The sequence below is a fragment of the Sphingobium sp. JS3065 genome (genome assembly GCF_026427355.1).
In the GTDB taxonomy this organism is placed as follows: domain Bacteria; phylum Pseudomonadota; class Alphaproteobacteria; order Sphingomonadales; family Sphingomonadaceae; genus Sphingobium.
On sequence record NZ_CP102664.1, the window covers coordinates 2381237 to 2403776 of the forward strand.

A 22540-nucleotide genomic window follows, 5' to 3' on the forward strand; every position below is an offset into this window, starting at 1 on the left:
TTCCATAAGGACGCCAGATGACAGAGACGGATGCCCCCCGGCAAGCGGACTTGTTCGCTTCAATGCAACGCGCCGGGCGGATTTTGTTCGCCGCGACGGCTTTGCTGGTCGCCGCCTGTCAGTCCATCGTGCCCAAGGGGCCAGGCCCGGTCCAGACCGGCCCGACCCAGACCGGCCCCGACGTGACCGAAGGCCTGCCCACCGACACGCTGCGCCACCGGGTCGCGCTGCTGGTGCCGATGAGCGGTCCCAATGCAGGCGTCGGTCAATCCATCGCCAACGCGACCACGCTGGCGCTGCTGGATACCAAGGCCGACAAGGTGCGCATCACCACCTATGACACCGGCACGGGCGCGGCGGCGGCGGCGAACAAGGCGCTGGCGGACGGCAACAAGCTGATCCTGGGGCCGCTGCTGGCGGAAGATGCGCGGATCGTCGGGCCGATCGCGGCGCGGGCGAACGTGCCGGTGATCAGCTTCTCCAACGACACCAGCGTCGCGGGCAACGGCGTCTACATCATGGGCTACAACCCCAACCAGTCGATCGAGCGCGTCGTCGAATTCGCCAAGGGCAAGGGGCTGTCGCATTTCGCCGCGCTGGTGCCCAAGGGCGTCTATGGCGAGCGGGCGGGCACCGCCCTGCTGCGCGCGGTAGAGGGTGCGGGCGGGACCGTGGTGTCGATGCAGACCTTCGACCGGTCGGCCGCCTCGATCACGGCGGCGGTCAGGAAATTGCAGGCCTCGTCCAGCTATGACGCGCTGCTGATCGCGGACAGCGGCCGGGTGGCGATGCAGGTCGCGCCCATCGTGCGGAAGAATGGCGGCGGGACGGCGCGGCTGCTGGGCACGGAATTGTGGAACACCGACAGCGGCCTGGCGTCCAGCCCGGTGCTGCGCGGGGCGTGGTTCGCCAGCGTTTCGGACGGCCTCTACGGCCAGCTCGCGACCAAATATCGGGCGCGCTACGGCAATGCGCCGTTCCGGCTGTCGGCCTTGGGCTATGATTCGGTGCTGCTGACGGTGCGGATCGCGCGGGACTGGAAGCCGGGCACGACCTTCCCGGCGGCGCGGCTGCGCGATGCGGGCGGCTTTGCGGGGATCGACGGGGCGTTCCGCTTCGGACGCGACGGCATTGCCGAGCGGGCGCTGGAGGTTTCCGAAATCGGGGCCGGCGCTTTCACGGTGGTCGCGCCAGCGCCCAGAGCCTTCGCGGAGTAGCGGCTGAGGTCAGCCTTTGACCCGCCCGGTGGGCAAAATCAGCGGCCAGTCTCCGCTCGCGTCGATGCGGGCGGAAATGCCGTAGACGCGGGCAAGCCTCTCCTCCGTCAGCACGTCCAGAGGCGCGCCGTCCGCCACCAGCGAACCGCGATCCATCAGCACCAGCCGGTCGCAATAGCGTGCCGCCATGCTGAGATCGTGCAAAACGGTGACGACCAGCGAACCAGCCTTCGCCTCGCCCTTGAGCAGATCCATCACATCGATCTGATGCCCCGGATCGAGCGCGGCCAGCGGCTCATCCGCGATCAAAGCGGGCGCGCCGACCGCCAGGGCGCGGGCCAGCAGCACGCGGGCACGCTCCCCGCCTGACAGTTCGGTCGCCACCCGCCCCTTCAGATGCAGCACATCGGCGCGGGCCAGCGCGGCGTCGATCAGCGCTTCATCCTCCGCCGAGAGGCGCGACAAAGGCCCCAGATGCGGCATCCGGCCCAGCGCCACCAGCCGCTCCACCGCCAGCGGCCAGTGCAGGGTCTGGCCCTGCGGCAGATAGGCGATGCGCCTGGCGATTTCCCGCCGGGTCAATCGTGCACTGGCGGCGCCGTCGATCAGGACGGAACCGCTCTCCCGCTTTACGAGGCTCAGCATGGCGCGAATCAGCGTCGACTTGCCCGCGCCATTGGGACCGATGACGCCGACAAGCTGCCCCGGCTCCAGATGAAGGTCGATGCCGTTCACCGCCGGATGACGGCCAAGGCGGACGGACAGGCCCTGCGCGTGGATCGTCACCATAGCCGCCGCTCCCGCATCAGGTGGATCAGGAAGACGGGCACGCCCAGCAACGCCGTCAACACCCCCAGCTTGAGTTCGCTGCTGGTCGGGATCAGCCGCACGCCGATATCCGCCAGCGTCAGCAGCGCAGCGCCGCCCAGCATGGAGGGCAGCAGGATCGCGGAGGGCGAACGGTCGGTCAGCGGCCGCACCAGATGCGGCACGATCAACCCGACGAAGCCGATCGCCCCCGACACCGCCACCGCGCCGCCGACCCCGATGGCCACCCCCAGCATCAGCCGCAGCCGCGCCCGGCGCAGATCGATGCCGAGCGCCTGCGCGCCATCCTCGCCAAGCGTCAGCGCGTCGAGCGTGCGCCCGTCCGCGATCAGCAGCGCCGCCCCGACCGCCACGCAGGGCAGCGCGATCCAGACATGGCCATAGGCGCGGTTTTCCAGGCTGCCCATCAGCCAGCTCATGATCTCCATCGCCGCGAAGGGATTGGGCGAAAGATTGAGCGACAGGCTGATCCCCGCCCCCGCCAGCGTGGCGATGGCGATACCGGCAAGGATCAGGGTGAGCGGGCTTTCCGCAGGACCGGCCAGCAGGAACAGCGCGCCGATGCCGATCAGGCTGGTCACTATGGCCAAGGCCGGAAGCGCCAGCGGGTGCATCTGCGCCAGGCCGAAATAAAGCGCGCCGACAGCGCCAAGGGCTGCGGCATTGGATGCGCCCAGCACGGACGGTTCAGCCAAGGGATTGCGCAGATAGCCCTGAAGCGCCGCACCCGACAGGCCCAGCATCGCGCCGACGATCAGGCCCAGCAGCATGCGCGGCAGGCGCAGGTCGATCAGGATGGCGCGGGCTACATCGTCGCCGCCGCCGCTGAGGACCGCGAAGATGCGCGCCGGAGAGAGCGGCACCGCGCCGAGGGTGAGGGAGCCCAAGGCGGCAAGCAGGGCCAGCAGGATGAGGGCGGGGATCAGCAGAGGATGGCGCCGGGTGCTCACGGCTTGCGTCCCGGCATAGGCTTGCTAAGGCCTGCGTCATGCGGGGCAAGGCGATCTTGGCGATATTCTTCGGACTGGCTCTGACCGGTGCCGCGCCCGCGCCGCCAAAAAAGATCGTATCGCTCAACACCTGCGCGGACCAATATGTGCTGGCGCTGGCCGACGCGGCGCAGATCGCCGCGCTCAGCCCCTATGGCCATGATCCGGAATTGTCGGCTGCCATCGGCAAGGCGCGCCGTTTTCGGACGCTCAACCGGCCTGCCGAGGAAGTGCTGGCGCTCCGGCCCGATCTGCTGGTCGGCTTTCCTTCCGGCGACAGCGTCGTGGGCGCGCCTCCGGGACAGTGGCGAACTCTGGGACTGGCCAGCGCGGACAGCTATCCCATGATCCTGACGCAAATCCGGCAGGTGGCGGCGGCGGTCGGCCATCCCGAACGGGGCGAGGCCTTGATCGCGAAGATGAGCCGCGATCTTGCGGCCCTGCCCCGGGCCGGGCGCGGCGGGGTTGCCGCCTATTATCAGCGGCGCGGCTATATGACCGGCACCGGCACGCTGGTCGATGACCTGATGCGGCGCGCGGGCCTGGTCAATCTGGCGGGGAAGCTGGGGAAGCCCGCTCTGACGCAGCTTCCGTTGGAAGAGATGATCGCCGCCCGCCCGGACTGGCTGATCGTGGAGAGCGGCAGCGAACAGGTCGTCGATCAGGGGACGGAAATGCTGCACCACCCGATCCTGCGCTCGATCCCGCGCATCCGCCTGCCCCAGGCATGGACCGTGTGCGGCGGCCCCGCTTATGTCGAGGCCGCGCGCTCTATCGTGGCGCAGCTCAACGCTGCGCCACGGCATTAGGGTATTTTCAGAAGCGGACACGCACGCCGCCGAACGCCGAGCGGCCATAAGTGCCATAGCCATGGACCGTGGCATATTTCTCATCGGTGAGATTGTCGATGCGGCCATAGATTTCCAGATTTTCCATGATCGGGAAGGACGCCCGCACATCCGCCACCGCATAGCCGTCCAGCCGGACCGCGTTGGTCGCATCGTTGAAGCTGTCGCCCACCATCGTCACCGTCGCGCCGGTCGACAGGCCGAAGGGCCAGACATAGTCCGCTGAAACGCTCACCGCATTGGCTGCGCGGCGCGGCAAGCGGGCATCCGTATTGCGGTCGCGCGCATCGACATAGCTGTAGGCGGCTGTGAACGTCAGCGCATCGACCGGCTTCAGGGTCAGCATCGCCTCCACCCCTTTGGCGCGGGTGCGGTCGAGATTATTGTAGCCGCCGTAAAGACCGATCGAATAGTCGTAATTGATCTGGTCCTTCGTATCGCGCCGGAATGCCGTGACGGAAAGGATCGCCCGTTCGCCGCCCAGCCTTTGGTCGAAGCCGATATCATAGCTTTTCGACCGTTCCGGGCGCAGGCCCGCATTGCCGACATCCGTGCCGTAAAGCTGGTAGAGCGAGGGCGCCTTGAACCCTTCGCCATAGCTCATGCGGATGTTGGTCGCGCCCTGGTTGGGCGTGTAGTTGGCATTGGCGCCGAAGGTCGTCGCGCCGCCGAACTGGCTGTGATCGTCATGCCGCACGCCGCCGGTCAGCGACAGCCCGGCAAAGGGCTTCACAATCGCCAGCGCGTAGATGCTGTCGATATCGACCTTGTGGCTTTCCACGGAGCCGAAACCGGAGAAGTCATAGTCCGGACGTTCATGCTCATAGCCGAAGATCAGCCTGGCCTGGTCCACGGGCTGATAGACGCCCTCATATTCGAAGCGCAGGTTGGTGCCGGAATAGCCATAGTCGCCATATGCCGAGGCATAGTCGCGGTCCATGCGGAACCAGGTCACGGCCGCCCGATTGGTCAGCTTGCCGTCGAACAGCGCCAGATTGAGGCCGGCATAGCCGACATATTGATCCGATTTCGAGGAGTCCGCGATGCTGTCTACCACGCCGTTGTCGGTCTCCAGGTCGGCATGGATATAATAGCCGCGCAGGTCGAGGCTGAGCGTTTCGGTGAAGGCCAGCTTCAGCTTGGCGTTGGCGGCGATATTCTCATACCCGTCCTTTTCCGTGCCGTTGGCGGCGGAGGAAATGCCGTCGGTGTTGAAATAGGCAAGGCCGACGCCGCCCGATGCGATGCCGCTGCCGCCGGAAATATCCGCCTTGGCGTTCAGCGTGTCGCTATAGCCGTAATCGACGGATGCGTTGCCCGCGAAACCGGTGGCGGGCGTGCCGGTCATGACATTGACGACGCCGCCCACCGCCTGGCTGCCGTAGGCGACCGAGTTGGAGCCGCGCAGTATCTCGATCCGCTGGATATTGCCGGTCAGCAGATTGCCGAAATCATACATGTCGCCGATGCCGCTGGTATCGTTGACCTTCACCCCGTCGATCAGCACCAGCGTCTGCGTCGTCTCCGCGCCGCGCAGCGAAACGCCCGTCACGCCGCCCAGGCTGCCGCTGCGGTTGAAGCGCACGCCCGGCGTGGTGGCGAGCAGATCGACGACGCTGACGCTCTGGCGGGTGCGGATGGTGTCGGCGTCGATGACGGTGACGGCCTGGCCGACTTCGTCGCTGGGCTGTTCGATGCCCAGAGCGGTGACGATGATCTCATCCTCCGCCAGCGCGGGGGTGGCCGCGAGCAGCGCGGCGAGAGAGATGGTGGCTTTCAACATTATCTTGTTTCCCTGAGCGCCGCTGCGACTTCATGGCTCAGGGCATCCGCTTGACGCGGTCGGAACAAGGGGAAGTCGACGCCAATGCCCGCCCCCGCACCGATGCGGCCCTGCGCCGCTTCGTCGCTCAGACGGAAAACACCGTGCCATGACCAACCCCTGGGTCAGGGCAAGAGCGACCATGCGCCGGCAGGTCTCCTGGCTCGCGGGTCAATGCGGCGATGCACGCCTTCCCGGACTTGTGGCCCAGTGGCCGGTCTTGCGACCGAAGTGCATCGCGCTCACCGCTTACAGTTGCAGGGACAGCCGCGGAATGGGACGGTTGCCCGTCCGCACCGCATTCCCGTTTTCAGCCCTATTGGGCACCGGCGCGATCTTCTTTGCGCGGGAGGGTTTGTCCCCGCCCGCGCCGCGCGCCATAAGGGAAAGCGAGGCTGATGCCAAGCGGCTTGAGGAGGGACGGAAATGCGATTGCTGGGGGCCGTGCTGGCCGGGGGACGCTCCAGCCGCTTCGGCAGCGACAAGGCATTGGCGATGCTCGACGGGCGAAGCCTGCTGGATCATGCAGCAGCGGCGCTGGGCCGCCATGTCGAGGCGGTCGTGGTCTGCGGGCGGCAGGTTCCCGGGATGACCGGGCTGGCGGACCGGCCGGAGGCGGATATGGGGCCGCTGGGCGGGCTGAACGCGGCGCTGCACCATGCGGCGGCGCAGGGCTTCGATGCCGTGCTGACGACCGGATGCGACGTTCCGGTCTATCCGGACGGGCTGGCGGAGGCTCTGATCGGGAAAGGCGCGGCGATCCTGAAGGGACAGCAATTGGCGGGGTTCTGGCCCGCTTCACTGGGGACCGAACTGGACGCGCATCTGGCCGAGGAGAATAACCGGTCGATCTATGGCTGGCTGGAGCGGGTGAGGGCGCGGATCGTAGACCGTCCGGAGTTCGCGCTGCCCAATATCAACCGGCCGGAGGATTTGGAAAGCTTCACCCTCCCCCGTTCGAGCTGAGGTCAAGCCTCCAGGGCGATAGTTGCAACGGCTTCCGCCGGAACATTCGTTCCCGCCACTGCTTCGCCAATCAGCAGCAATGTCGGATCTTCATCGCTGATCGTCGCCACCAGGAAAGCCAGCGCGGACAGCTTCCCCCGGATCAGCCGCTCATTGGGCAGCGATACGTTCACCGCCACCATCACCGGCGTTTCGGGATCGCGCCCGGCGGCGATCAGCGAACGGCTGATCTCCCCCGCGGCGGCGCGGCCCATATAGATGCCCAGCGTGCCGCCCGGCCGCGCCAGCATTTCCCAGTCCAGCTTCAGCGGCTCGCCCGCCTTCAGATGCGCCGTCACCAGCGTCAGCCCGCGCGCCACGCCGCGCAGGGTGAGCGAGGCATGGCCGCTCGCCGCCGCCGCGCTGGCCGTGGTGATGCCGGGGCAGATGCGGAAGGATATGCCGTCCGCCGCCAGATGCGCCATCTCCTCGGCCGAACGGCCGAAGACGGAGGGGTCGCCGCCCTTCAACCGCACCACGCGCTTGCCCGCCTTCGCCGCCGCGAGCAGCAGATCGTTGATGCTCTCCTGCGCCTTGCTGTGGCGGCCGGAACGCTTGCCGACGCTCACCCGCTCCACGCCCAGCGGGATCAGGTCCAGAACGCCCGGCCCGACCAGCGCGTCGTAGAAGACGATCTGCGCCGCCGCGATCAGCTTTTCGGCCTTGCGGGTCAGCAGGTCCGGGTCGCCGGGGCCTGCGCCGACCAGCCAGACTTCACCGGGGGCGATAAGCTCATTCGGCTGCATGAAGCGTCTCCTGCGATGTCTGGGCTAGGATATTGGCGAGCGCGGGGCGGCAGGAACCGCAATTGGTCCCCGCGCCCAGCGCCTTGCCGATGGCGGCGACGTCGACCAGATCCTGCTCGCGAATGGCGGCGACGATCTGATGGAGGCCGATGTCGAAGCAGACACAGATGGTCGCGCCCTTGTCGGGCTGGCTACCCGGACCCCGCGCCGCGAGCACGGAGCCGCCCACGCCTTCCGCCTCCAACTGCCGGATCAGCCAGTCGCGTGAGGGCAGCAGGCCGGTGCGGGTCACGAACAGCACGCCGTTCAGCCTGCCTTCCCCGATGGTCGCCACGCGGCGGGTGCCGCGCGATGCGTCCATCGCCTCGACCCGGTCGCCCATCGGCAGGAAGGCGTCCAGCCGCGACGGGTCGCCATTGCCGGCAATCTCGTACAGCGCGCCGCCCGGCACGGTGATCCGGGTGGACCAGAGGCAGGGCAGCTTTACCGGCTCATCGCCGCGCAGGATCAGGAATCCCTTCCACTCGGTCGCGACCTTCTCGACGCTGGCGGGGGTCGATTTGAAGCCGGGCTGGCCCGAATGCGGATCGACCAGCGGACGGGGCAGCAATCCGGTGCGGCCGCCGCTCGACATCTGGTCGGTCCAGTGGATGGGGGTGAATATCTCGCCCGGGCGCTGGCCTTCGCTGATCGCCACGCGGAAAAGGCTGTTGCCCTGGGCGGTCTGCACCCGCGCCAGATCACGGTCGACGATGCCCAGCACCTCGGCATCCTGCGGGTGGATTTCCACCATCGGTTCCTCGCGATGGCGGGCGAGCTTGGGGGAAAGCCCGGTGCGGCTCATCGTGTGCCACTGGTCGCGATAACGCCCGGTGTTGAGCGTCATTGGCCAGTCCTTGAGCGGCGCCTGAATCTCCATCTGCTTCGTCAGGACCAGCCGCGCCTTGCCGTCGGGCGTGGGGAAGCGGCCATCGGCGAAGGGCGTGCCGCCCCAGCGGAACGGCTCCATGGCGTCATAGGCGTCATTACCGATCGTGGCCTGCGCCCGCAGGTTCAGCACGCGCTGCCCGTCATTCTGATAGGCGGTCAGGCGGGCATGTTCGCGCCAGATATCGGCGGGACGGTCATAGGCGAAGGCGTTGCGCCAGCCCATGCGACGGCCGACTTCCTTGACGATCCACCAGTCGGGCATGGCCTCTCCGGGCAGCGCCAGAAAGGGGCGCTGGCGGCTGACGGTGCGGTCGGAATTGGTGACGGTGCCGTCCTTCTCCCCCCACCCGGCGGCGGGCAGGCGGACATGGGCATGAACGCCGGTGTCGGTGTCGGCCATGATGTCCGACACGACGACGAAGGGGCAGGCCTCCAGCGCCTCGCGCACGCGGCCCGCATCGGGCAGCGAGACGGCAGGGTTGGTCGCCATCACCCACAGCGCCTTGATCCGGCCCTCATTGATGGCGCGGAACAGGTCGACGGCTTTCAGGCCCGGCTTGGTCGCCATGGCGGGGGCGGCCCAGAAGCGGCCGACCCGCTCCACATTTTCCGGTGCGAAATCCATATGCGCCGCAAGCGTCGAGGCGAGGCCGCCGACCTCCCGCCCGCCCATGGCGTTGGGCTGGCCGGTGATCGAGAAGGGCGCCGCGCCCGGCTTGCCGATGCGGCCGGTGGCCAGGTGGACGTTGATGATCGCGTTGACCTGGTCGGTGCCGCGAATCGACTGGTTGATGCCCTGGCTGAACATCGTGACCGTGCGCGGGGTGGCGGCGAACAGCTTGTAGAACTGCTCCAGCAGCGCGGGCGCGATGTCGCAGGTCTTCGCGGTCGTCCAGAGATCGTGGCCAGTGCGGATATGCTCCCAGAAGCCTTCTGCGGCGTTCACATGGTCGCCCAGGAAGACAGGGTCCGTTATCCCCTCGGCATCGCACCATGCCAGCAACCCGTTCATCAGCGCGACGTCGGTGCCGGGCTTCACCGGCAGATGCAGGTCGGCGCCTTCGCAGGTTTCGGTGCGGCGCGGGTCGATGACAACCAGCTTCGTGCCCCGTGCCGCACGAGCGGCCTGGATGCGCTGATAGACGATCGGGTGGCACCAGGCGGTGTTGGAGCCGACCAGCACGATCAGGTCCGCCTGCTCCAGATCCTCATAGCTGGCGGGCACCACATCCTCGCCAAAGGCGCGGTTTTGCCCGGCGACCGCGCTCGACATGCAGAGGCGGCTGTTGGTGTCGATGTTCGCCGATCCGATGAAACCCTTCATCAGCTTGTTGGCGACATAATAATCTTCGGTCATCAACTGGCCGGAGACGTAGAAGGCCACGCTGTCGGGACCGTGGCGGTCGACGGTTTCGCGGAATTTCTTCGCGACCAGGTCCAGCGCCTTGTCCCAGCTTGCGCGCCTGGCGCCGATCATCGGGTGCAGCAGGCGGCCCGTCAGCCCCACCGTCTCGCCCAGATGCGTGCCCTTGGAACAGAGGCGGCCGCCATTGGCCGGGTGCGCCTCATCGCCCCTGATTTCGACCGACCGGTTGCCGGTCGGCGTGGCCGATATGCCGCAGCCGACGCCGCAATAGGCGCAGGTGGTGCGGATGGCCTCTGTCATGCCCTTACCTCATCGTCCTGGGTGAAGAATGGGGTGGAGGCGCGTGCCGCAAGGGATAGCCAGTACGCCCCCTCCACCCGGATCCCCGCTGAAAGTGGGGACCGAAATTTCATGCAGCCGCCTTCATCGCCGCCGGACGGGCGATCAGGATGCGGCCGCCCTCCTGTTTCACCTCTATGGTCGGCGTGCAGCCCTCGTCATTGCCCTGCGCCTCACCCGTTTTCAGGGCGATGTTCCAGTTGTGCAGCGGGCAGGCGACGCTGTGGCCATGGACGATGCCCTGGCTCAGCGGGCCTTTCTTGTGCGGGCATTCGTTGACCAAAGCGAAAATCTGGTCGTCGCCGGTGCGGAAGACGGCGATTTCCTTCTGCCCATCAATCTGTACCGTGCGGGCGCCGCGCTGGGGAATGTCGGCCAGCGTTCCGATGTCGATCCAATCGGTCATGTCGTTCACTCCGCAGCGATGGCAATGGGGGCGAGCGGCTGGTGCAATTCGCTGTCCGCGCCGGCTGCACGCTGCGCCCAGGGGTCTTCCTGGCTGAAGCTCTGCGAATAGAGGAAGCGGGAGCGGAGCGCCTCCCGGCCCGCATCGTCCTCCACGATCCGCTGCTTCACATAGTCGACGCCGACCCGCTCGATCCACGGCGCGGTGCGCTCCAGATAGCGGGCTTCCTCGCGGTAGAGCTGGATGAAGGCGGCGCAATAATCCATCGCCTCCTGCTCGGTCGCGACCTTGCACAGCAGGTCGGTGGCGCGGACATGGATGCCGCCATTGCCGCCGACATGCAGTTCATAGCCCGAATCCACGCAGACCACGCCGAAATCCTTGATCGTCGCCTCCGCGCAATTGCGGGGGCAGCCGGAGGCCGCGATCTTGAACTTGTGGGGCATCCACGACCCCCAGGTCATCCGCTCGATCTTGACGCCAAGGCCGGTGGAATCCTGCGTGCCGAAGCGGCACCATTCGCTGCCGACGCAGGTCTTCACCGTGCGCAGCGACTTGCCATAGGCGTGGCCCGACACCATGCCCGCGGCATTCAGGTCGGCCCAGACGGCCGGCAGGTCTTCCTTCTTGATGCCGAAAATGTCGAGGCGCTGGCCGCCAGTGACCTTCACCATCGGCGCATCATATTTCTCGACCACATCGGCAATGGCGCGCAGTTCACGCGGGTTGGTGAGACCGCCCCACATGCGCGGGACGACCGAATAAGTGCCGTCCTTCTGGATGTTGGCGTGCATGCGTTCATTGACGAAGCGGCTCTGCTGATCATCCTGATATTCGCCGGGCAACGCGCAGAGCAGATAATAATTGAGCGCAGGGCGGCAGGAGGAGCAGCCGTCCGGGGTCGACCAGTGCAGCAACTGCATCACCTCCGGGATCGAGCGCATATTCTGCGCCACGATTTCCCGGCGGACATCGTCATGGGTGAAGCTGGTGCATTTGCACATGGTCTTCGGGCCGGACTGGACGTCATCGCCCAGCATCACCGCCAGCAGATTTTCGACCAGGCCGGTGCAGCTTCCGCAGCTTGCCGACGCCTTGCAGGTGGCGCGCACCGCGTCCAGGCTGCCATTGCCCGCCGATATGCAGGCGACGACCTGGCCCTTGCTGACGCCGTTGCAGCCGCAGATCTCGGCATCGTCCGAGAGCGCCGCAACGGCCGCCTTAGGGTCCAGCGCGCCCCCTCCGGAGGCGAAGGCCTGGCCGAAGATCAGCAGGTCGCGGATTTCAGCGACATCTTCCTGTTTCTTGAGCAGGTCGAAATACCAGCCGCCATCCGCCGTGTCGCCATAGAGCACGGCGCCGATGACCTTGTCGTCCCTGACGACCACGCGCTTGTAGACGCCGCGCGAGGCGTCGCGCAGTACGATGTCCTCACACCCCTCGCCGCCGGAGAAATCACCGGCGGAGAACACGTCCAGCCCGGCGACCTTGAGCTTGGTCGACGTCACCGAGCCTTTGTAACCCGTATGCTGGTCCGTCAGCCCGTCCGCCAGGCTGCGGCACATGTCCCAGAGCGGCGCGACGAGGCCATAGACATTGCCGTCATGCTCGACGCATTCGCCGACCGCCAGCACGTCCGGGTCGCTGGTGACCATGTGATCGTCCACCTTGATGCCGCGATTGACCTCCAGCCCGGCTTCGCGGGCGAGAGCGGTCGAAGGGCGGATGCCCACCGCCATGACGACCAGGCTGGCCGGGATTTCCGTTCCGTCCTTCAGGCGGACGCCCTCGACCTTGCCGTCGCCGTAAATGGCTTCGGTATTGGCGCCGGTCAGGATGGTCTGGCCGCGTCCTTCCAGCGCGGACTTCAGCAGCCAGCCCGCCGCTTCGTCCAACTGACGTTCCATCAACGTGTCCATCAGGTGGATGACGGTTACCTTCATGCCGCGCAGGGTCAGGCCATGGGCCGCCTCCAGCCCCAGCAGGCCGCCGCCGATCACCACCGCGCTGCCGCCCCCCAAAGCCCTGCCAGCTTCGGCGGCTTCCAGCATGGTGTCGACATCCTTCATGTCGCGGAAGCTGATGACGCCGGGCAGATCCTTCCCCGGAACCGGGATGATGAAGGGGTCCGACCCGGTGGCGATCAGCAGCTTGTCATAGCCGACGGTGCGACCCGATTGGCTCGTGACGGTCTTGGCGGTGCGGTCTATGGCCGTCACCGGATCACCCGCGATCAGTTCGATATTATTTTCCGAATACCATTCGCGGCTGTTGATGATGATGTCATCGAAGCTCTTTTCCCCGGCCAGAACCGGCGAGAGCATGATGCGGTTATAGTTCACATAGGGTTCCGCGCCGAAGATGGTGACGCGATAGCGGGCCTTGTCCCGCGCCAGCAGTTCCTCGACCGCGCGGCAACCGGCCATGCCGTTGCCCACGACAACCAGATGTTCCTGAACATCCTCGGACGGCACGAAGAGGGTCTCTTCGTTCGCTTCCGGTCCGTTGTTCTGAAAATCCATCCCTTGACTCCAGAAAAGAAAAAGGCCGCCATCCAGACCCTCAGCTTTGAAACCGAGAGTCTGGATGGCGGCCTTGCCATCATAAGCGCCTTGATCGTCCGTCCCTGGACCATCGCGGCTATGGAAGAAGGACAACCCTGTCCTTTGCATCGCAGCATATGCGTTTGACGATTCGGGTCAAGCGATTCCTCGCAGAACGATGTATTTTTGCTGCGATGCCTGCGCATCGTATCGCAAACGCGAAAAGGGCGGCGGCCTTCGCGGGCCGCCGCCTCCCCTCCTGTCAGAGCGTGAACCGATCAGATGCGGGCGGCGCTGGTCCAGGTCGCGCGCCAGCGTGCGCGAACCAGCGAGATGCCCAGGAATGCGACCATGGCCAGACCCGCGAAGATCAGGAAGCCGGGCGCGAAACTGCCGGTGAACTGCTTGGCGATGCCCAGCGAGGACGCCAAATAGAAGCCGCCAATGCCGCCCGCCATGCCGACCAGGCCGGTCATGACGCCGATCTCTTCCTGGAAGCGCTGCGGCACGAGCTGGAAGACCGCGCCATTGCCCACGCCCAGCGCCAGCATCGCGGCGACGAAGAAGCCGAGGGAGGAGAATAGCGTCGGCGCATAGGCGACGCCGGACAGAGCCAGCGCCGCCATGACGTAGACAATCATCAGCGCCTTGACGCCGCCGATCCGGTCGGCCAGCGCGCCGCCCATCGGACGGATCAGCGAACCGGCAAAGACGCAGCCCGCCGTGCAGTAACCGGCGACCACCGGGGTCAGGCCGAACTGGTCGGTGAAGTAGATCGGCAGAGAGGCGGCAAGCCCCACGAAACCGCCGAAAGTCACCGAGTAGAAGCCCATCAGCCACCAGGCGTCCGCGCTTTTCAACGGGTGGAAATAATCGACCAGCTTCTTGGGCGCGGGCGCGTTGGGCGCGTTCTTCGCCATCAGCATATAGACGATGAAGACGATCGTCAGCGGAATGCAGGCCAGGCCCAGCACCGCGTTCCAGCCGAACAGCTTGGCCAGCATCGGCGCGAACAACGAAGCCAGCACCGTGCCCGAATTGCCCATGCCGGCGAGGCCCATGGCCTTGCCCTGATGTTCGGCCGGATACCAGCGGCTGGCAAGCGGCAGCGCGATCGCGAAGCTGGCCCCCGCAAAGCCCAGGATCACGCCCAGCGCCAGCGTGCCGCCGAAGCTGTTGACGCCCATGAAATAAGCCGTGGCAAGGCCCAGGATGACGATCACCTGACTGATGGCGCCCGCCTGCTTGCAGCCGATCCGGTCGACCAGCAGGCCGTTGACGACGCGCAGCAAGGCCCCCGCCAGCGTCGGCACGGCGACCATCAGGCCCTTTTCAGCCGGGGTCAGGCCCAGCGTCTTGGAGATGGAGGGCGCCAGCGGCCCCAGCAGCACCCACACCATGAAGGCCAGGTCGAAATACAGGAAAGCGGCGATCAGGGTCGGCGTGTGTCCGGCCTTCCAGAAGCTGGTCTGGCCGGTTGTTCCCTGGCCTTCCGGCCCTTCGCCCTCGCCTTCAGGGCGCTCCCAATAAGCAGTTGCCATGATAACGTCCCTCAATCTTGTGAAATGGACACGAAAAAAGCCGCCTCCGGACATCGCTCCTCGCGAAATCCGGCCAGCGGCTTTGCTGTAAAACTGATGGGAGAGCGCCGCTCCAACCTTGGAAAAGGCTCATCCCGATAAAACGCGCCTCGTCGCGCGACTCCTATCTTATCTCGCGATTCGATCCATGTTGCAAGGCACAAAATTTTCGGGGAGCGGAGGGGAGTTACGCCGCAGGTCGGAAAATGGCCAATGGCGGACATTAGATATCCGTTCGCCCTGAGCGAAGTCGAAGGGCTCTGCTGAGCGGAGGCGAAGCATGGAAGCCTCGCTCCGCTCGGCTGAAGGCTTCGACTTGCGGAAGGCAAGTTTATCCTGAGCGCCTGCCCTGGCAGGTAGACGAAGGGCTCAGCCCGAACGGAAAACTGAACGTCCGCTCTCCACCCTTAAAAACTCGCCAGGAAATCCTCGATCCGCTCCGGGTCGAACACCCGTCCGTCGAAGAAACTGTCCGGCCCCAGCGTCAGTTCGCCCCGCTTCGATCCCACTGCCAGCGGAGAGGCGACCGCGCCTTCCACCTTCATGCTGGCGCCCGGCATCGCCACGTCGCTGTCGGCCAGCGCCCGGCGGAAGATGTCGGGGCGGAACACCGATGCGGCCTTGGCGGCGTTTTCCGGGCTATGGTCCACCATCTTCCAGCGGACGAGCTGCGAATAGATCCACAACGCCTGACTGCGCCACGGAAAGGGCGTCGCCTCCCGCGAGAAGAGCATGAAATCGGGCATGGACAGGGGGGCCATGTCCACGCGGGGAACGATGCCACCAGACAGGGCGCGCAGGATCAGCGCGGCAGGCTGGTCGACATAGTGCGGCTGCGACAGGAGATGCGCCAGCGCCTCATGATGGTCCGGCTCGTCGCACCAGGCGCCCGCCCGCACCAGCGCCCGCAGCAGCCGGTCGACGCTGTCGGGATTTTCCTCCAGCCAGGGGGTGCGGAAGGCCAGCACCTTTTCCACGCCGCGCCGCCAGATGCGCTCACCGATCGCCACCGCCTCCGCCAGGCCCCCGTCCACCGCCGCGCTGCCCCAGGGTTCGCCCGCGATGAAGCCGTCTATCTCCCCGGCGCGCATCGCCTCCACGGTCAGGGACGGCGGCAGCACCCGCAGCACCACGTCGCGATCCGGATCCACGCCCGCGCTCGCCAGCCAATAACGCAGCATCACCGAATGGCTGGAATAGCGATGGACGACGCCGATCACCGGCTTGCGCTTCCACAAGCCGATGGCCGCCGCGAAATCATGCGCGGTGCCCAGCGGATCGTCCAGCCGCGCCGCTATGTCGGGGTCCAGCGCCTGCGCGAACTCCCCTGCCATCACCAGCATATTGCCGTTGACGTTCAGTTTGTAGGGCGCGGAGAGCGGCGCGGCCTGCTGGCTCAATCCCAGCGTCACGGCGACGGCCAGCGGCGCCAGCATATGCGCGGCCTGCACCTGCCCGAACGCCAGCCGGTCGCGCAACGTCGCCCAGCTCGTCGTGCGGACCAGGTCGAGATGCAGCCCCTCCTCCTCCGCGAAGCCCTTCTCACGCGCCACGGCCAGCACGGCGGCGTCGGTCAGCGGCAGGAAAGCGATGCGCAGGTCGGTGGTCATCACACTCCTCCCAAAAGGTCGCTGGCCGTGATGAGGGCCTGGGCGACGTCCACGATCTTCTTTCCCTGATTCATCGCGCTCGACCGCAGCAGGGCATAGGCCTCCGGCTCACCAAGGCCCCGCTGGCTCATCAATATGGATTTGGCGCGGTCGATGATCTTGCGGTCGGACAGCGCCGTGCGCGCCTCGTCCAGTTCGGTCTGAAGCCGGGCGAAGGCGTTGAAACGCCGCACCGCCAGTTCCAGCACGGGCTTCACCCGCTCCTTGCGCAACCCGTCGACGACATAGGCCGACACGCCCGCATCGATGGCCGCGCCGATCATGCTTTCGTCCGACTGGTCGACGAACATGGCGATGGGCCGCGCCAGCGCCCGGCTGACGGTCAGCATTTCCTCCAGCGTGTCGCGGCTGGGGCTGCCCAGGTCCATCAGGACGACGTCGGGCGCCATGCGCTCCAGCCGCGCGACGAAGCCGCCGCGCGGAGGGACGATGTGAATATCGTCATAGCCCGCTTCGCGCAGCCCTTCTTCCAGTACCGTCGCGCGCAGGCCGCTGTCATCGATGATGACGATTCGCATGGACCCCACCTTTTTGCCACTCAGTGGCGATGATGCCGCGCCGCGTCAATCGGGCGCGGACGTAACGGCATCGGGCGCGAGGCAAGGCCCTGAATAAGCGCCCGATCAATGCGCCGCCGAAGTGTCCACCCTTCCCGTGGGGCGCGGCGCGAGCCACACCAGCGTCGCGGCCATGAACATCCCCAGCGCGGCGGTGAAGAAAACATGGTTCATCGACACCACCAGCGATTGGGCGTCGACCAGATTCGCCACCACCTGCCGTCCCTGTTCCGGCGTGAAGCCACGGCTCGCCAGGTCGGCCAGGGTAGGATCGGAATGGAGCGTCCCGACGATCTCGTTGCGCGACACGCGCTGCCCGTCGCCCCAGCCGGTCAGCACGATGGAAGTGGAAATGGCGATGGCCATGGTGCGCAGGAAATTCTGCATGCCGGCGGCCGATGCGGTTTCCTCCGGCCGGACGGACCCCAGGGTCAGCGTCGTCAGCGGAATCATGAAGAAGGGCATGCCGATGCCCTGGATGAGTTGCGGCAGCGCAAGCGTCCAGTAATCGGCGTCCGCGGTCCACTGCGTCCGCCACAGCGTCGCGAAGCCGATCCAGGCGACCCCGCCCGAAATCATCAGGCGCACATCGACCTTGCCGATCAGACGTCCGGCGATGGGCGCCACGAACATGGCGGACACGCCGGTGAACGACGTCACCAGCCCCGACCAGGTCGCCGTATAGCCCATCGACAATTGCAACCATTGCGGGATGATGACGATGCCCGCGAAATAGGCGCCGAAACAGAGCGCCAGCGTGAATACGCCGGAGGTGAAGCCGATATGGCGGAACACGCGCAGGTCGACGATGGGATGTTCCTCGGTCAATTCCCAGATCAGGAAGACGCAGAAGCCGATGACCGCCAGCACCGCCAGCGCGACGATCAGCGGATCGCCGAACCAGTCATGGTCGCGCCCGATGTCCAGCATGATCTGAAGGCACCCGATCCAGAAGACCAGCAGCGCCAGCCCGATATAGTCGATGGGCAGCTTCACCCGCTCCGTTTCCACCGGCCGCAGCAGCGTCAGCGCGGAAAAGATGCACAGGGCCGCGATCGGCAGGTTGATGAAGAAGATCCAGTGCCAGCTCCAATTGTCGCTGATATATCCACCGACGATGGGACCAAGGGTGGGGCCAAGCAGCGTCGTCATCGCCCACAGGGCCATGACGCGCCCGCGCTGTTCCGGCGGAAAGATGCGCATCAGCAATGTCTGCGACATCGGCATCAGCGGGCCACCGCACAGGCCCTGGCCGATGCGGCAGACCACGATCATGCCAAGGGTCACCGACAGGCCGCACAGCAGGGAGAACAGGCCGAAACCCAACATGCTCATGGTGAACAGCCGGACCGCGCCGAAACGCTGCGCCAGCCAGCCGGTCAGCGGCACGCAGATCGCCTCCGCCACGGCGTAGCTGGTGATGATCCAGGTGCCCTGATCGGCCGAAATGCCCAGATTGCCCGCGATATGGGGCACCGACACATTGGCGATGGTGAGGTCGAGCACGACCATGAAATTGGCGAGCGCCAGCGTCATGCCCGCCAGCAGGCGGTGACGGGGCGACAGGAGCGAGAATATATCGGCCTGGCGGCTCACTGGACGCTTCCTTATTCGCCGGAAAGGTCGATCTCGGCTTCCATCGAAAGGCCGACGCGCAGGGGATGTTCGGCCAGTTCCCTGGGGTCGAGCGCGATGCGCACGGGCAGGCGCTGCACCACCTTGATCCAGTTGCCGGTCGCGTTCTGCGCCGGGATCAGCGCCATGGACGCGCCCGTGCCGCCGGAAAAGCCGACGACCTTGCCGTGATAGACGACATCGCCGCCATAAAGATCGGACGTGACGGTCGCGGGCATGCCGACCTTCACCCGGCCAAGCTGGCGTTCCTTGAAATTGGCGTCGACATAGACCTGGGCGAGCGGCACGATGCTCATGATCGGCGTCCCTTGCGCGACGCGCTGGCCGACCTGCACCTGCCGCCGCGTCACCACGCCGTCGATGGGAGCGCGGATGACGGAGCGGTCGAGGTCGAGCCGGGCATTGTCCAGCCTCGCTTTGGCGGCCAGCACGGCGGGATCGGTGTCGATGGTCGACCCGCGCACCAGCGCGTCATTGGCGGCAAGCTGGCCGCTGGCCGCGCCGCGCGTCGCTTCGGCGGTCGTCACCCCGGCGCGCGCCAGGTCCAGCGCGGCCTGCGCGGCGGCATAGGCCTTGCGCGCGCTGGTCAATTCCTCGCCCGAAACGGCGCCGTTGGGGGCCAGCGCCTCCCGCCGCCGCAGGTCGATGCGGGCCTTGTCGAAATCGGCCTGCGCCGTCGCGAGCTGGGCGCGGGCCTGGTCGATATCGGCGCCCCGCGCCTCCACCTGCGCGGCGAGCGAACCGCTGGTGGCCACGGTCTGGCGGAACCTGCGCCGCGCCTCGGCCAGGTCCGCCTCCGCCTGGGCGATGGCGATGCGGGCGTTGGTCGGGTCCAGCTTCACCAATATGTCGCCGCGCTTGACGGATTGCGTATCCGTCACCAGCACCTCGACCGCCTGGGCGGAAATCAGCGGCGTCACCTGCGCCACCTCCGCATTCACATAGGCGTTGTCGGTGCCGACATGGTTGCGCCCGATCAGCAGATACCAGATCGCGTAGAGCGCGCCCACGGCCAGCACGACCAAAGCCAGGCGCACCAGCCATTTCCTGCGGGTTTCCTGACGCTGCGCCGCCGCTTCGGCCTTGCTGGTCTCGGAGTTGAATTCGGGCTTTGCGTCAGCCATGGGGCGTATCCTTGGGCAACTGTTGCGCTTCGCCGGCGGCGAAGCCGCCGCCCAGCGCGCGAATGAGGGCGATGTCGAGCGTGAAGGCGCTGGCTTCCAGTTCCGCGACGGTCTGCCGGGCGGCCAGAAGCTGATTTTCCACGTTCAGCACGTCGAGATAGGTGTTGAGGCCGCCTTCATAACGCTGGCGGGCGATGCCATAGGCTTCCTCCGACGCGATCAGCGCGGCGCGGGCGTCGGTTAGCCGCTGGTCCAGCGCCCGGCGGCCGGTCACGGCGTCGGCCACCTGCTGATAGGCGCCAAGAACGGTCTTGTCATAATTGGCCACGGCCTCGTCATAGACGGCGCGGACGCCACGATATTGGCCGCTGAGCGCGCCGCCCTGAAAGATCGGCAGGCTGATCGCGGGACCGGCATTGCCGAACAGCGAATCCTTCTTGAACAGCGTGTCGGTGAAGGGGCTGGGCCCGCCCGCGAACTGCGCGCCCTGGAGGACGGTCCGATAGCCGAGCGACTGCACGCCGATCAGCGCGTTCAGGCGGATGGCGGGGAAGAAATCGGCCCGCGCCACCTTGATCCGCCTGGCCGCCGCCTCCGTCCGGGCGAGCGCCGCGGCGATATCCGGACGGCGGGCGACCAGATTGGTGGTCACGTCGGCGGGCAGGCCAAGCGGGCCGGGCTTGCCCAGGTGCGGCCGGGCGATGGCCAGGCCCCGGTCCGGTCCCGCGCCGATCAGCGCCGCGATCTGATGCTGCCGCACCGCGATCGCCTGATCGGCGGCGGCAAGCTGCGCCTTGGCGGAGGAGACGGTGGCGTCGGCCTGCCGCTCGCTGCCGCGGGTTTCCAGCCCGTTGGCGCGGCGATCCGCCACCAGTTTCTGACTGGCGGCGCGTATCTCCAGCGCCCGCGCCTGAATGTCCCGTTCGTCATGCAGCCGGGCGAGATCGGCATAGGCGTCGGCCACGCCGGTCGCCAGCGCCAGCCGCGCCTGCCGGGCGTCGATCTCCGCCGCACGCGCTTCGGATGTGGCCGCGGCGAGCGCGGCGCGATTCCTGCCCCAGATATCCAGGTCGAAGCCGAAATTCAGCCCCACCCGGCCAGTGCCCAGCCACCCCTTGGGCACGAATTCCTTGGGCATGCCCATATTGTAGCTGGATTTGGTCACGCCGGCATTGGCGTCCAGGTCGACCGACGGCAACAACGGCGCCCCGGCCTGCTGCGCGACCGCATTGGCCTGGGCGAAGCGGGCGGCGGCGGCGGTCACGTCCGGCGATCCCTTCAACCCCTCCTCTATCAAGGCGTCGAGTTGCGGATCGCCATAGGCCTTCCACCAGCCTTCGGACGGCCATTGGGCGGCATTATCGGCCTGAAGGCTGCGTTCCGCGGCGATGCTGCCGGGTGCGCGCACCGCCGGTTGAGGCCCCAGATCCGGCACCGCCGCGCAGGCGGACAGCAGCGCCACACACCCGGCGAGAATCCCGGCACGACCGGAGCTGATGGAAAGATTCGAGAAGCGACTCGCGAACATGTTAAACCGTACCATATAGTATGAATTCGGCATTTGCGCTGGTTGCAAACCCTTGTCAACAGAAATATCGTACTATATGGTACGATTTCATGACACAGTCCGCTCCTCCTCTCAACCGCCGGGAAACGCGCCGTCGCGAACGGCGCAAGGCGATATTGGACGTCGCCTCGCGGTCCTTCCTGGAATATGGCTATGCCGCCACGACGATGTCGGCGATCGCCGCCGCGCTGGGGGGGTCGAAGGGCACGTTGTGGAGCTATTTCCCCTCCAAGGAAGCGCTGTTCGCCGCCTTTCTGGAGGACGCGACCACGGCCTATCACGCGCGGCTGGCCGAAATACTGGACGTTGACGACGATCTGGAGCGGACTTTGCGCACGCTGGGGCTGAACCTGCTCACGACGATCACGTCGCCCGACAACGTTGCGCTTTACCGGCTGGTCGTGTCCGAATCCGGGCGCTTTCCCGAAATGGGCGCCCTCTTCTACCAATATGCCCCCGGCCAGACCCGGCGGCTGGTCACCGATTTCATGGAACGGGCCATGGATCGTGGCCTGCTGCGCCGGGCCGATGCGGAACGGGCGGCACGCACCTTCGCCACGCTGATGTTTTCGGGATGCCATCAAATGCTGGTATGGGGCCAGGTCGATCAGGTGACGCCCGCCCAGATCGAGGCCGACGTCGCCCATGGGCTGGACTGTTTCATGCGCATTTATGCGCCGGACCCGCGTTAACCATTTCTTTGCGCGCCCATCCTATTCTGCGCGGCAAAAGGTGGGACTTATGCAATTCTGGAAACCCGACAGGATCAGCCGGCCGCGACCGGCACAGGCCCAGGAAGCAGCGCGAGCGGCGCGGCGGCCGCGTCTTCTGCTGATCGACGAAGACGCCACGTCGCGGGCGGTCGTGGCGCGGCGCCTGTCCCATCTGGGCTATGACGTGGCTCTGGCCGAAAACGGCTTCACCGCGCTCAACATGCTGGTCGGCCGTCCCGTGAACATCATCCTGATCGACATGGGGATGACCCTGATGCCCGGCCTGACGACGATGCGGAAGATTCGCGCCGCGGGCCTGGCCGACAATGCCTGCTTCGTCATGATCGGCGGGCGGCAGGACAAGCCGTCCGCCGTCGAAGCGCTGGAAGCGGGCGCCGACGACCATGTGGTGAAGCCCTTCGATTTCGACCTGCTGGATGCGCGGCTGCGCCATCTGTGCGCCCGGGCCGAGCAGGTCGACACGCTGGCCCGGCATAACGCCGAACTGGACGCCCGCATCGCCCGCCGCGCTCTGGAACTGGGGGAAACGCGGGACGCGCTGGCGGAAATGCAGGCGGACCGGGCGCGGCTGGTGTCCTCGATCCAGGCGCTGCATGACGAGATTGCGCGGCTCAACGCGACGCGGAACTGACGC

Annotated in this window: 18 protein-coding genes and 1 riboswitch; of the genes, 5 read left to right on the forward strand and 13 right to left on the reverse strand. The window is 66.5% G+C overall.

Annotated features, from left to right (window positions below):
• The first annotated feature begins 17 nt into the window (after positions 1 to 17).
• Positions 18 to 1217 carry a penicillin-binding protein activator gene (locus tag NUH86_RS11605; protein ID WP_416365324.1) on the forward strand — a complete coding sequence of 400 codons (1200 nt, stop codon included), beginning with the start codon at positions 18 to 20 and terminating at the stop codon, positions 1215 to 1217.
• A 9-nt stretch (positions 1218 to 1226) separates the two neighbouring features.
• Here NUH86_RS11605 and NUH86_RS11610 read toward each other — a convergent pair whose 3' ends face one another.
• Positions 1227 to 2006, reverse strand: coding sequence for an ABC transporter ATP-binding protein (locus NUH86_RS11610; protein ID WP_267249649.1), 780 nt, complete (start codon positions 2004 to 2006; stop codon positions 1227 to 1229).
• Complete coding sequence (locus NUH86_RS11615) at positions 2000 to 2995, reverse strand: FecCD family ABC transporter permease (RefSeq protein ID WP_267249650.1); 996 nt, start codon at positions 2993 to 2995, stop codon at positions 2000 to 2002. The genes NUH86_RS11610 and NUH86_RS11615 overlap by 7 nt, the downstream gene beginning before the upstream one ends.
• 38 nt (positions 2996 to 3033) lie before the next feature.
• Here NUH86_RS11615 and NUH86_RS11620 point away from each other — a divergent pair, with 38 nt between their 5' ends.
• Positions 3034 to 3843, forward strand: a complete 810-nt coding sequence (locus tag NUH86_RS11620; protein WP_267249651.1) for an ABC transporter substrate-binding protein — start codon at positions 3034 to 3036, stop codon at positions 3841 to 3843.
• 7 nt (positions 3844 to 3850) lie between these two features.
• Here the strand turns inward: NUH86_RS11620 and NUH86_RS11625 are convergent, their stop codons facing one another.
• Positions 3851 to 5665 (reverse strand): TonB-dependent receptor plug domain-containing protein, encoded by a 1815-nt coding sequence (locus tag NUH86_RS11625; RefSeq protein ID WP_267249652.1) that lies wholly within the window; start codon positions 5663 to 5665, stop codon positions 3851 to 3853.
• 170 nt (positions 5666 to 5835) lie between these two features.
• Positions 5836 to 6050, reverse strand: a riboswitch (cobalamin riboswitch).
• Between the two features lie 80 nt (positions 6051 to 6130).
• Between NUH86_RS11625 and mobA the strand changes: the two genes are divergently transcribed.
• A complete protein-coding gene (gene mobA / locus NUH86_RS11630) occupies positions 6131 to 6670 on the forward strand; it encodes a molybdenum cofactor guanylyltransferase (protein WP_267249653.1) in 540 nt (179 codons plus the stop codon).
• 2 nt (positions 6671 to 6672) lie between these two features.
• Here mobA and cobA read toward each other — a convergent pair whose 3' ends face one another.
• The 10 genes from cobA to NUH86_RS11680 form a co-directional block, all read right to left on the reverse strand.
• On the reverse strand, positions 6673 to 7455 hold the full coding sequence (gene cobA / locus NUH86_RS11635) for a uroporphyrinogen-III C-methyltransferase (protein ID WP_267249654.1): 783 nt from the start codon (positions 7453 to 7455) through the stop codon (positions 6673 to 6675).
• On the reverse strand, positions 7442 to 10051 hold the full coding sequence (locus NUH86_RS11640) for a nitrate reductase (RefSeq protein WP_267249655.1): 2610 nt from the start codon (positions 10049 to 10051) through the stop codon (positions 7442 to 7444). The genes cobA and NUH86_RS11640 overlap by 14 nt, the downstream gene beginning before the upstream one ends.
• A 109-nt stretch (positions 10052 to 10160) precedes the next feature.
• Positions 10161 to 10496, reverse strand: coding sequence for a nitrite reductase small subunit NirD (nirD, locus tag NUH86_RS11645; RefSeq protein ID WP_267249656.1), 336 nt, complete (start codon positions 10494 to 10496; stop codon positions 10161 to 10163).
• A gap of 5 nt (positions 10497 to 10501) precedes the next feature.
• The gene (nirB, locus tag NUH86_RS11650) at positions 10502 to 13018 is read right to left on the reverse strand and encodes a nitrite reductase large subunit NirB (protein WP_267249657.1); all 2517 of its coding nucleotides are present in this window, start codon (positions 13016 to 13018) and stop codon (positions 10502 to 10504) included.
• A gap of 299 nt (positions 13019 to 13317) precedes the next feature.
• Positions 13318 to 14580, reverse strand: a complete 1263-nt coding sequence (locus tag NUH86_RS11655; protein WP_267249658.1) for a nitrate/nitrite transporter — start codon at positions 14578 to 14580, stop codon at positions 13318 to 13320.
• Positions 14581 to 15026: 446 nt separating this feature from the next.
• Positions 15027 to 16229, reverse strand: a complete 1203-nt coding sequence (locus NUH86_RS11660) for an ABC transporter substrate-binding protein (RefSeq protein ID WP_267249659.1) — start codon at positions 16227 to 16229, stop codon at positions 15027 to 15029.
• Positions 16229 to 16807 carry an ANTAR domain-containing response regulator gene (locus NUH86_RS11665; RefSeq protein WP_267249660.1) on the reverse strand — a complete coding sequence of 193 codons (579 nt, stop codon included), beginning with the start codon at positions 16805 to 16807 and terminating at the stop codon, positions 16229 to 16231. The genes NUH86_RS11660 and NUH86_RS11665 overlap by 1 nt, the downstream gene beginning before the upstream one ends.
• 105 nt (positions 16808 to 16912) lie before the next feature.
• Positions 16913 to 18442: a DHA2 family efflux MFS transporter permease subunit gene (locus tag NUH86_RS11670; protein ID WP_267249661.1), complete on the reverse strand. Its 1530-nt coding sequence runs from the start codon at positions 18440 to 18442 to the stop codon at positions 16913 to 16915.
• A gap of 11 nt (positions 18443 to 18453) precedes the next feature.
• Positions 18454 to 19605, reverse strand: coding sequence for an EmrA/EmrK family multidrug efflux transporter periplasmic adaptor subunit (locus tag NUH86_RS11675; protein ID WP_267249662.1), 1152 nt, complete (start codon positions 19603 to 19605; stop codon positions 18454 to 18456).
• Positions 19598 to 21133, reverse strand: coding sequence for an efflux transporter outer membrane subunit (locus NUH86_RS11680; RefSeq protein ID WP_267249663.1), 1536 nt, complete (start codon positions 21131 to 21133; stop codon positions 19598 to 19600). The genes NUH86_RS11675 and NUH86_RS11680 overlap by 8 nt, the downstream gene beginning before the upstream one ends.
• Positions 21134 to 21222: 89 nt before the next feature.
• Between NUH86_RS11680 and NUH86_RS11685 the strand changes: the two genes are divergently transcribed.
• Both NUH86_RS11685 and NUH86_RS11690 read left to right on the forward strand, forming a co-directional pair.
• Positions 21223 to 21864 (forward strand): TetR/AcrR family transcriptional regulator, encoded by a 642-nt coding sequence (locus tag NUH86_RS11685; RefSeq protein ID WP_267249664.1) that lies wholly within the window; start codon positions 21223 to 21225, stop codon positions 21862 to 21864.
• A 49-nt stretch (positions 21865 to 21913) separates the two neighbouring features.
• The gene (locus NUH86_RS11690; RefSeq protein ID WP_267249665.1) at positions 21914 to 22537 is read left to right on the forward strand and encodes a response regulator transcription factor; all 624 of its coding nucleotides are present in this window, start codon (positions 21914 to 21916) and stop codon (positions 22535 to 22537) included.
• Positions 22538 to 22540 lie beyond the last annotated feature (3 nt).

What these genes read in the sequence shown, in the direction of transcription:
- NUH86_RS11605 (WP_416365324.1), top strand. Translation starts at nt 18, where the DNA reads ATGACAGAGACGGATGCCCCCCGGCAAGCGGACTTGTTCGCTTCAATG.
- NUH86_RS11610 (WP_267249649.1), bottom strand. Translation starts at nt 2,006, where the DNA reads ATGGTGACGATCCACGCGCAGGGCCTGTCCGTCCGCCTTGGCCGTCAT.
- NUH86_RS11620 (WP_267249651.1), top strand. Translation starts at nt 3,034, where the DNA reads ATGCGGGGCAAGGCGATCTTGGCGATATTCTTCGGACTGGCTCTGACC.
- NUH86_RS11625 (WP_267249652.1), bottom strand. Translation starts at nt 5,665, where the DNA reads ATGTTGAAAGCCACCATCTCTCTCGCCGCGCTGCTCGCGGCCACCCCC.
- mobA (WP_267249653.1), top strand. Translation starts at nt 6,131, where the DNA reads ATGCGATTGCTGGGGGCCGTGCTGGCCGGGGGACGCTCCAGCCGCTTC.
- cobA (WP_267249654.1), bottom strand. Translation starts at nt 7,455, where the DNA reads ATGCAGCCGAATGAGCTTATCGCCCCCGGTGAAGTCTGGCTGGTCGGC.
- NUH86_RS11640 (WP_267249655.1), bottom strand. Translation starts at nt 10,051, where the DNA reads ATGACAGAGGCCATCCGCACCACCTGCGCCTATTGCGGCGTCGGCTGC.
- nirD (WP_267249656.1), bottom strand. Translation starts at nt 10,496, where the DNA reads ATGACCGATTGGATCGACATCGGAACGCTGGCCGACATTCCCCAGCGC.
- nirB (WP_267249657.1), bottom strand. Translation starts at nt 13,018, where the DNA reads ATGGATTTTCAGAACAACGGACCGGAAGCGAACGAAGAGACCCTCTTC.
- NUH86_RS11655 (WP_267249658.1), bottom strand. Translation starts at nt 14,580, where the DNA reads ATGGCAACTGCTTATTGGGAGCGCCCTGAAGGCGAGGGCGAAGGGCCG.
- NUH86_RS11660 (WP_267249659.1), bottom strand. Translation starts at nt 16,229, where the DNA reads ATGACCACCGACCTGCGCATCGCTTTCCTGCCGCTGACCGACGCCGCC.
- NUH86_RS11665 (WP_267249660.1), bottom strand. Translation starts at nt 16,807, where the DNA reads ATGCGAATCGTCATCATCGATGACAGCGGCCTGCGCGCGACGGTACTG.
- NUH86_RS11675 (WP_267249662.1), bottom strand. Translation starts at nt 19,605, where the DNA reads ATGGCTGACGCAAAGCCCGAATTCAACTCCGAGACCAGCAAGGCCGAA.
- NUH86_RS11680 (WP_267249663.1), bottom strand. Translation starts at nt 21,133, where the DNA reads ATGTTCGCGAGTCGCTTCTCGAATCTTTCCATCAGCTCCGGTCGTGCC.
- NUH86_RS11685 (WP_267249664.1), top strand. Translation starts at nt 21,223, where the DNA reads ATGACACAGTCCGCTCCTCCTCTCAACCGCCGGGAAACGCGCCGTCGC.
- NUH86_RS11690 (WP_267249665.1), top strand. Translation starts at nt 21,914, where the DNA reads ATGCAATTCTGGAAACCCGACAGGATCAGCCGGCCGCGACCGGCACAG.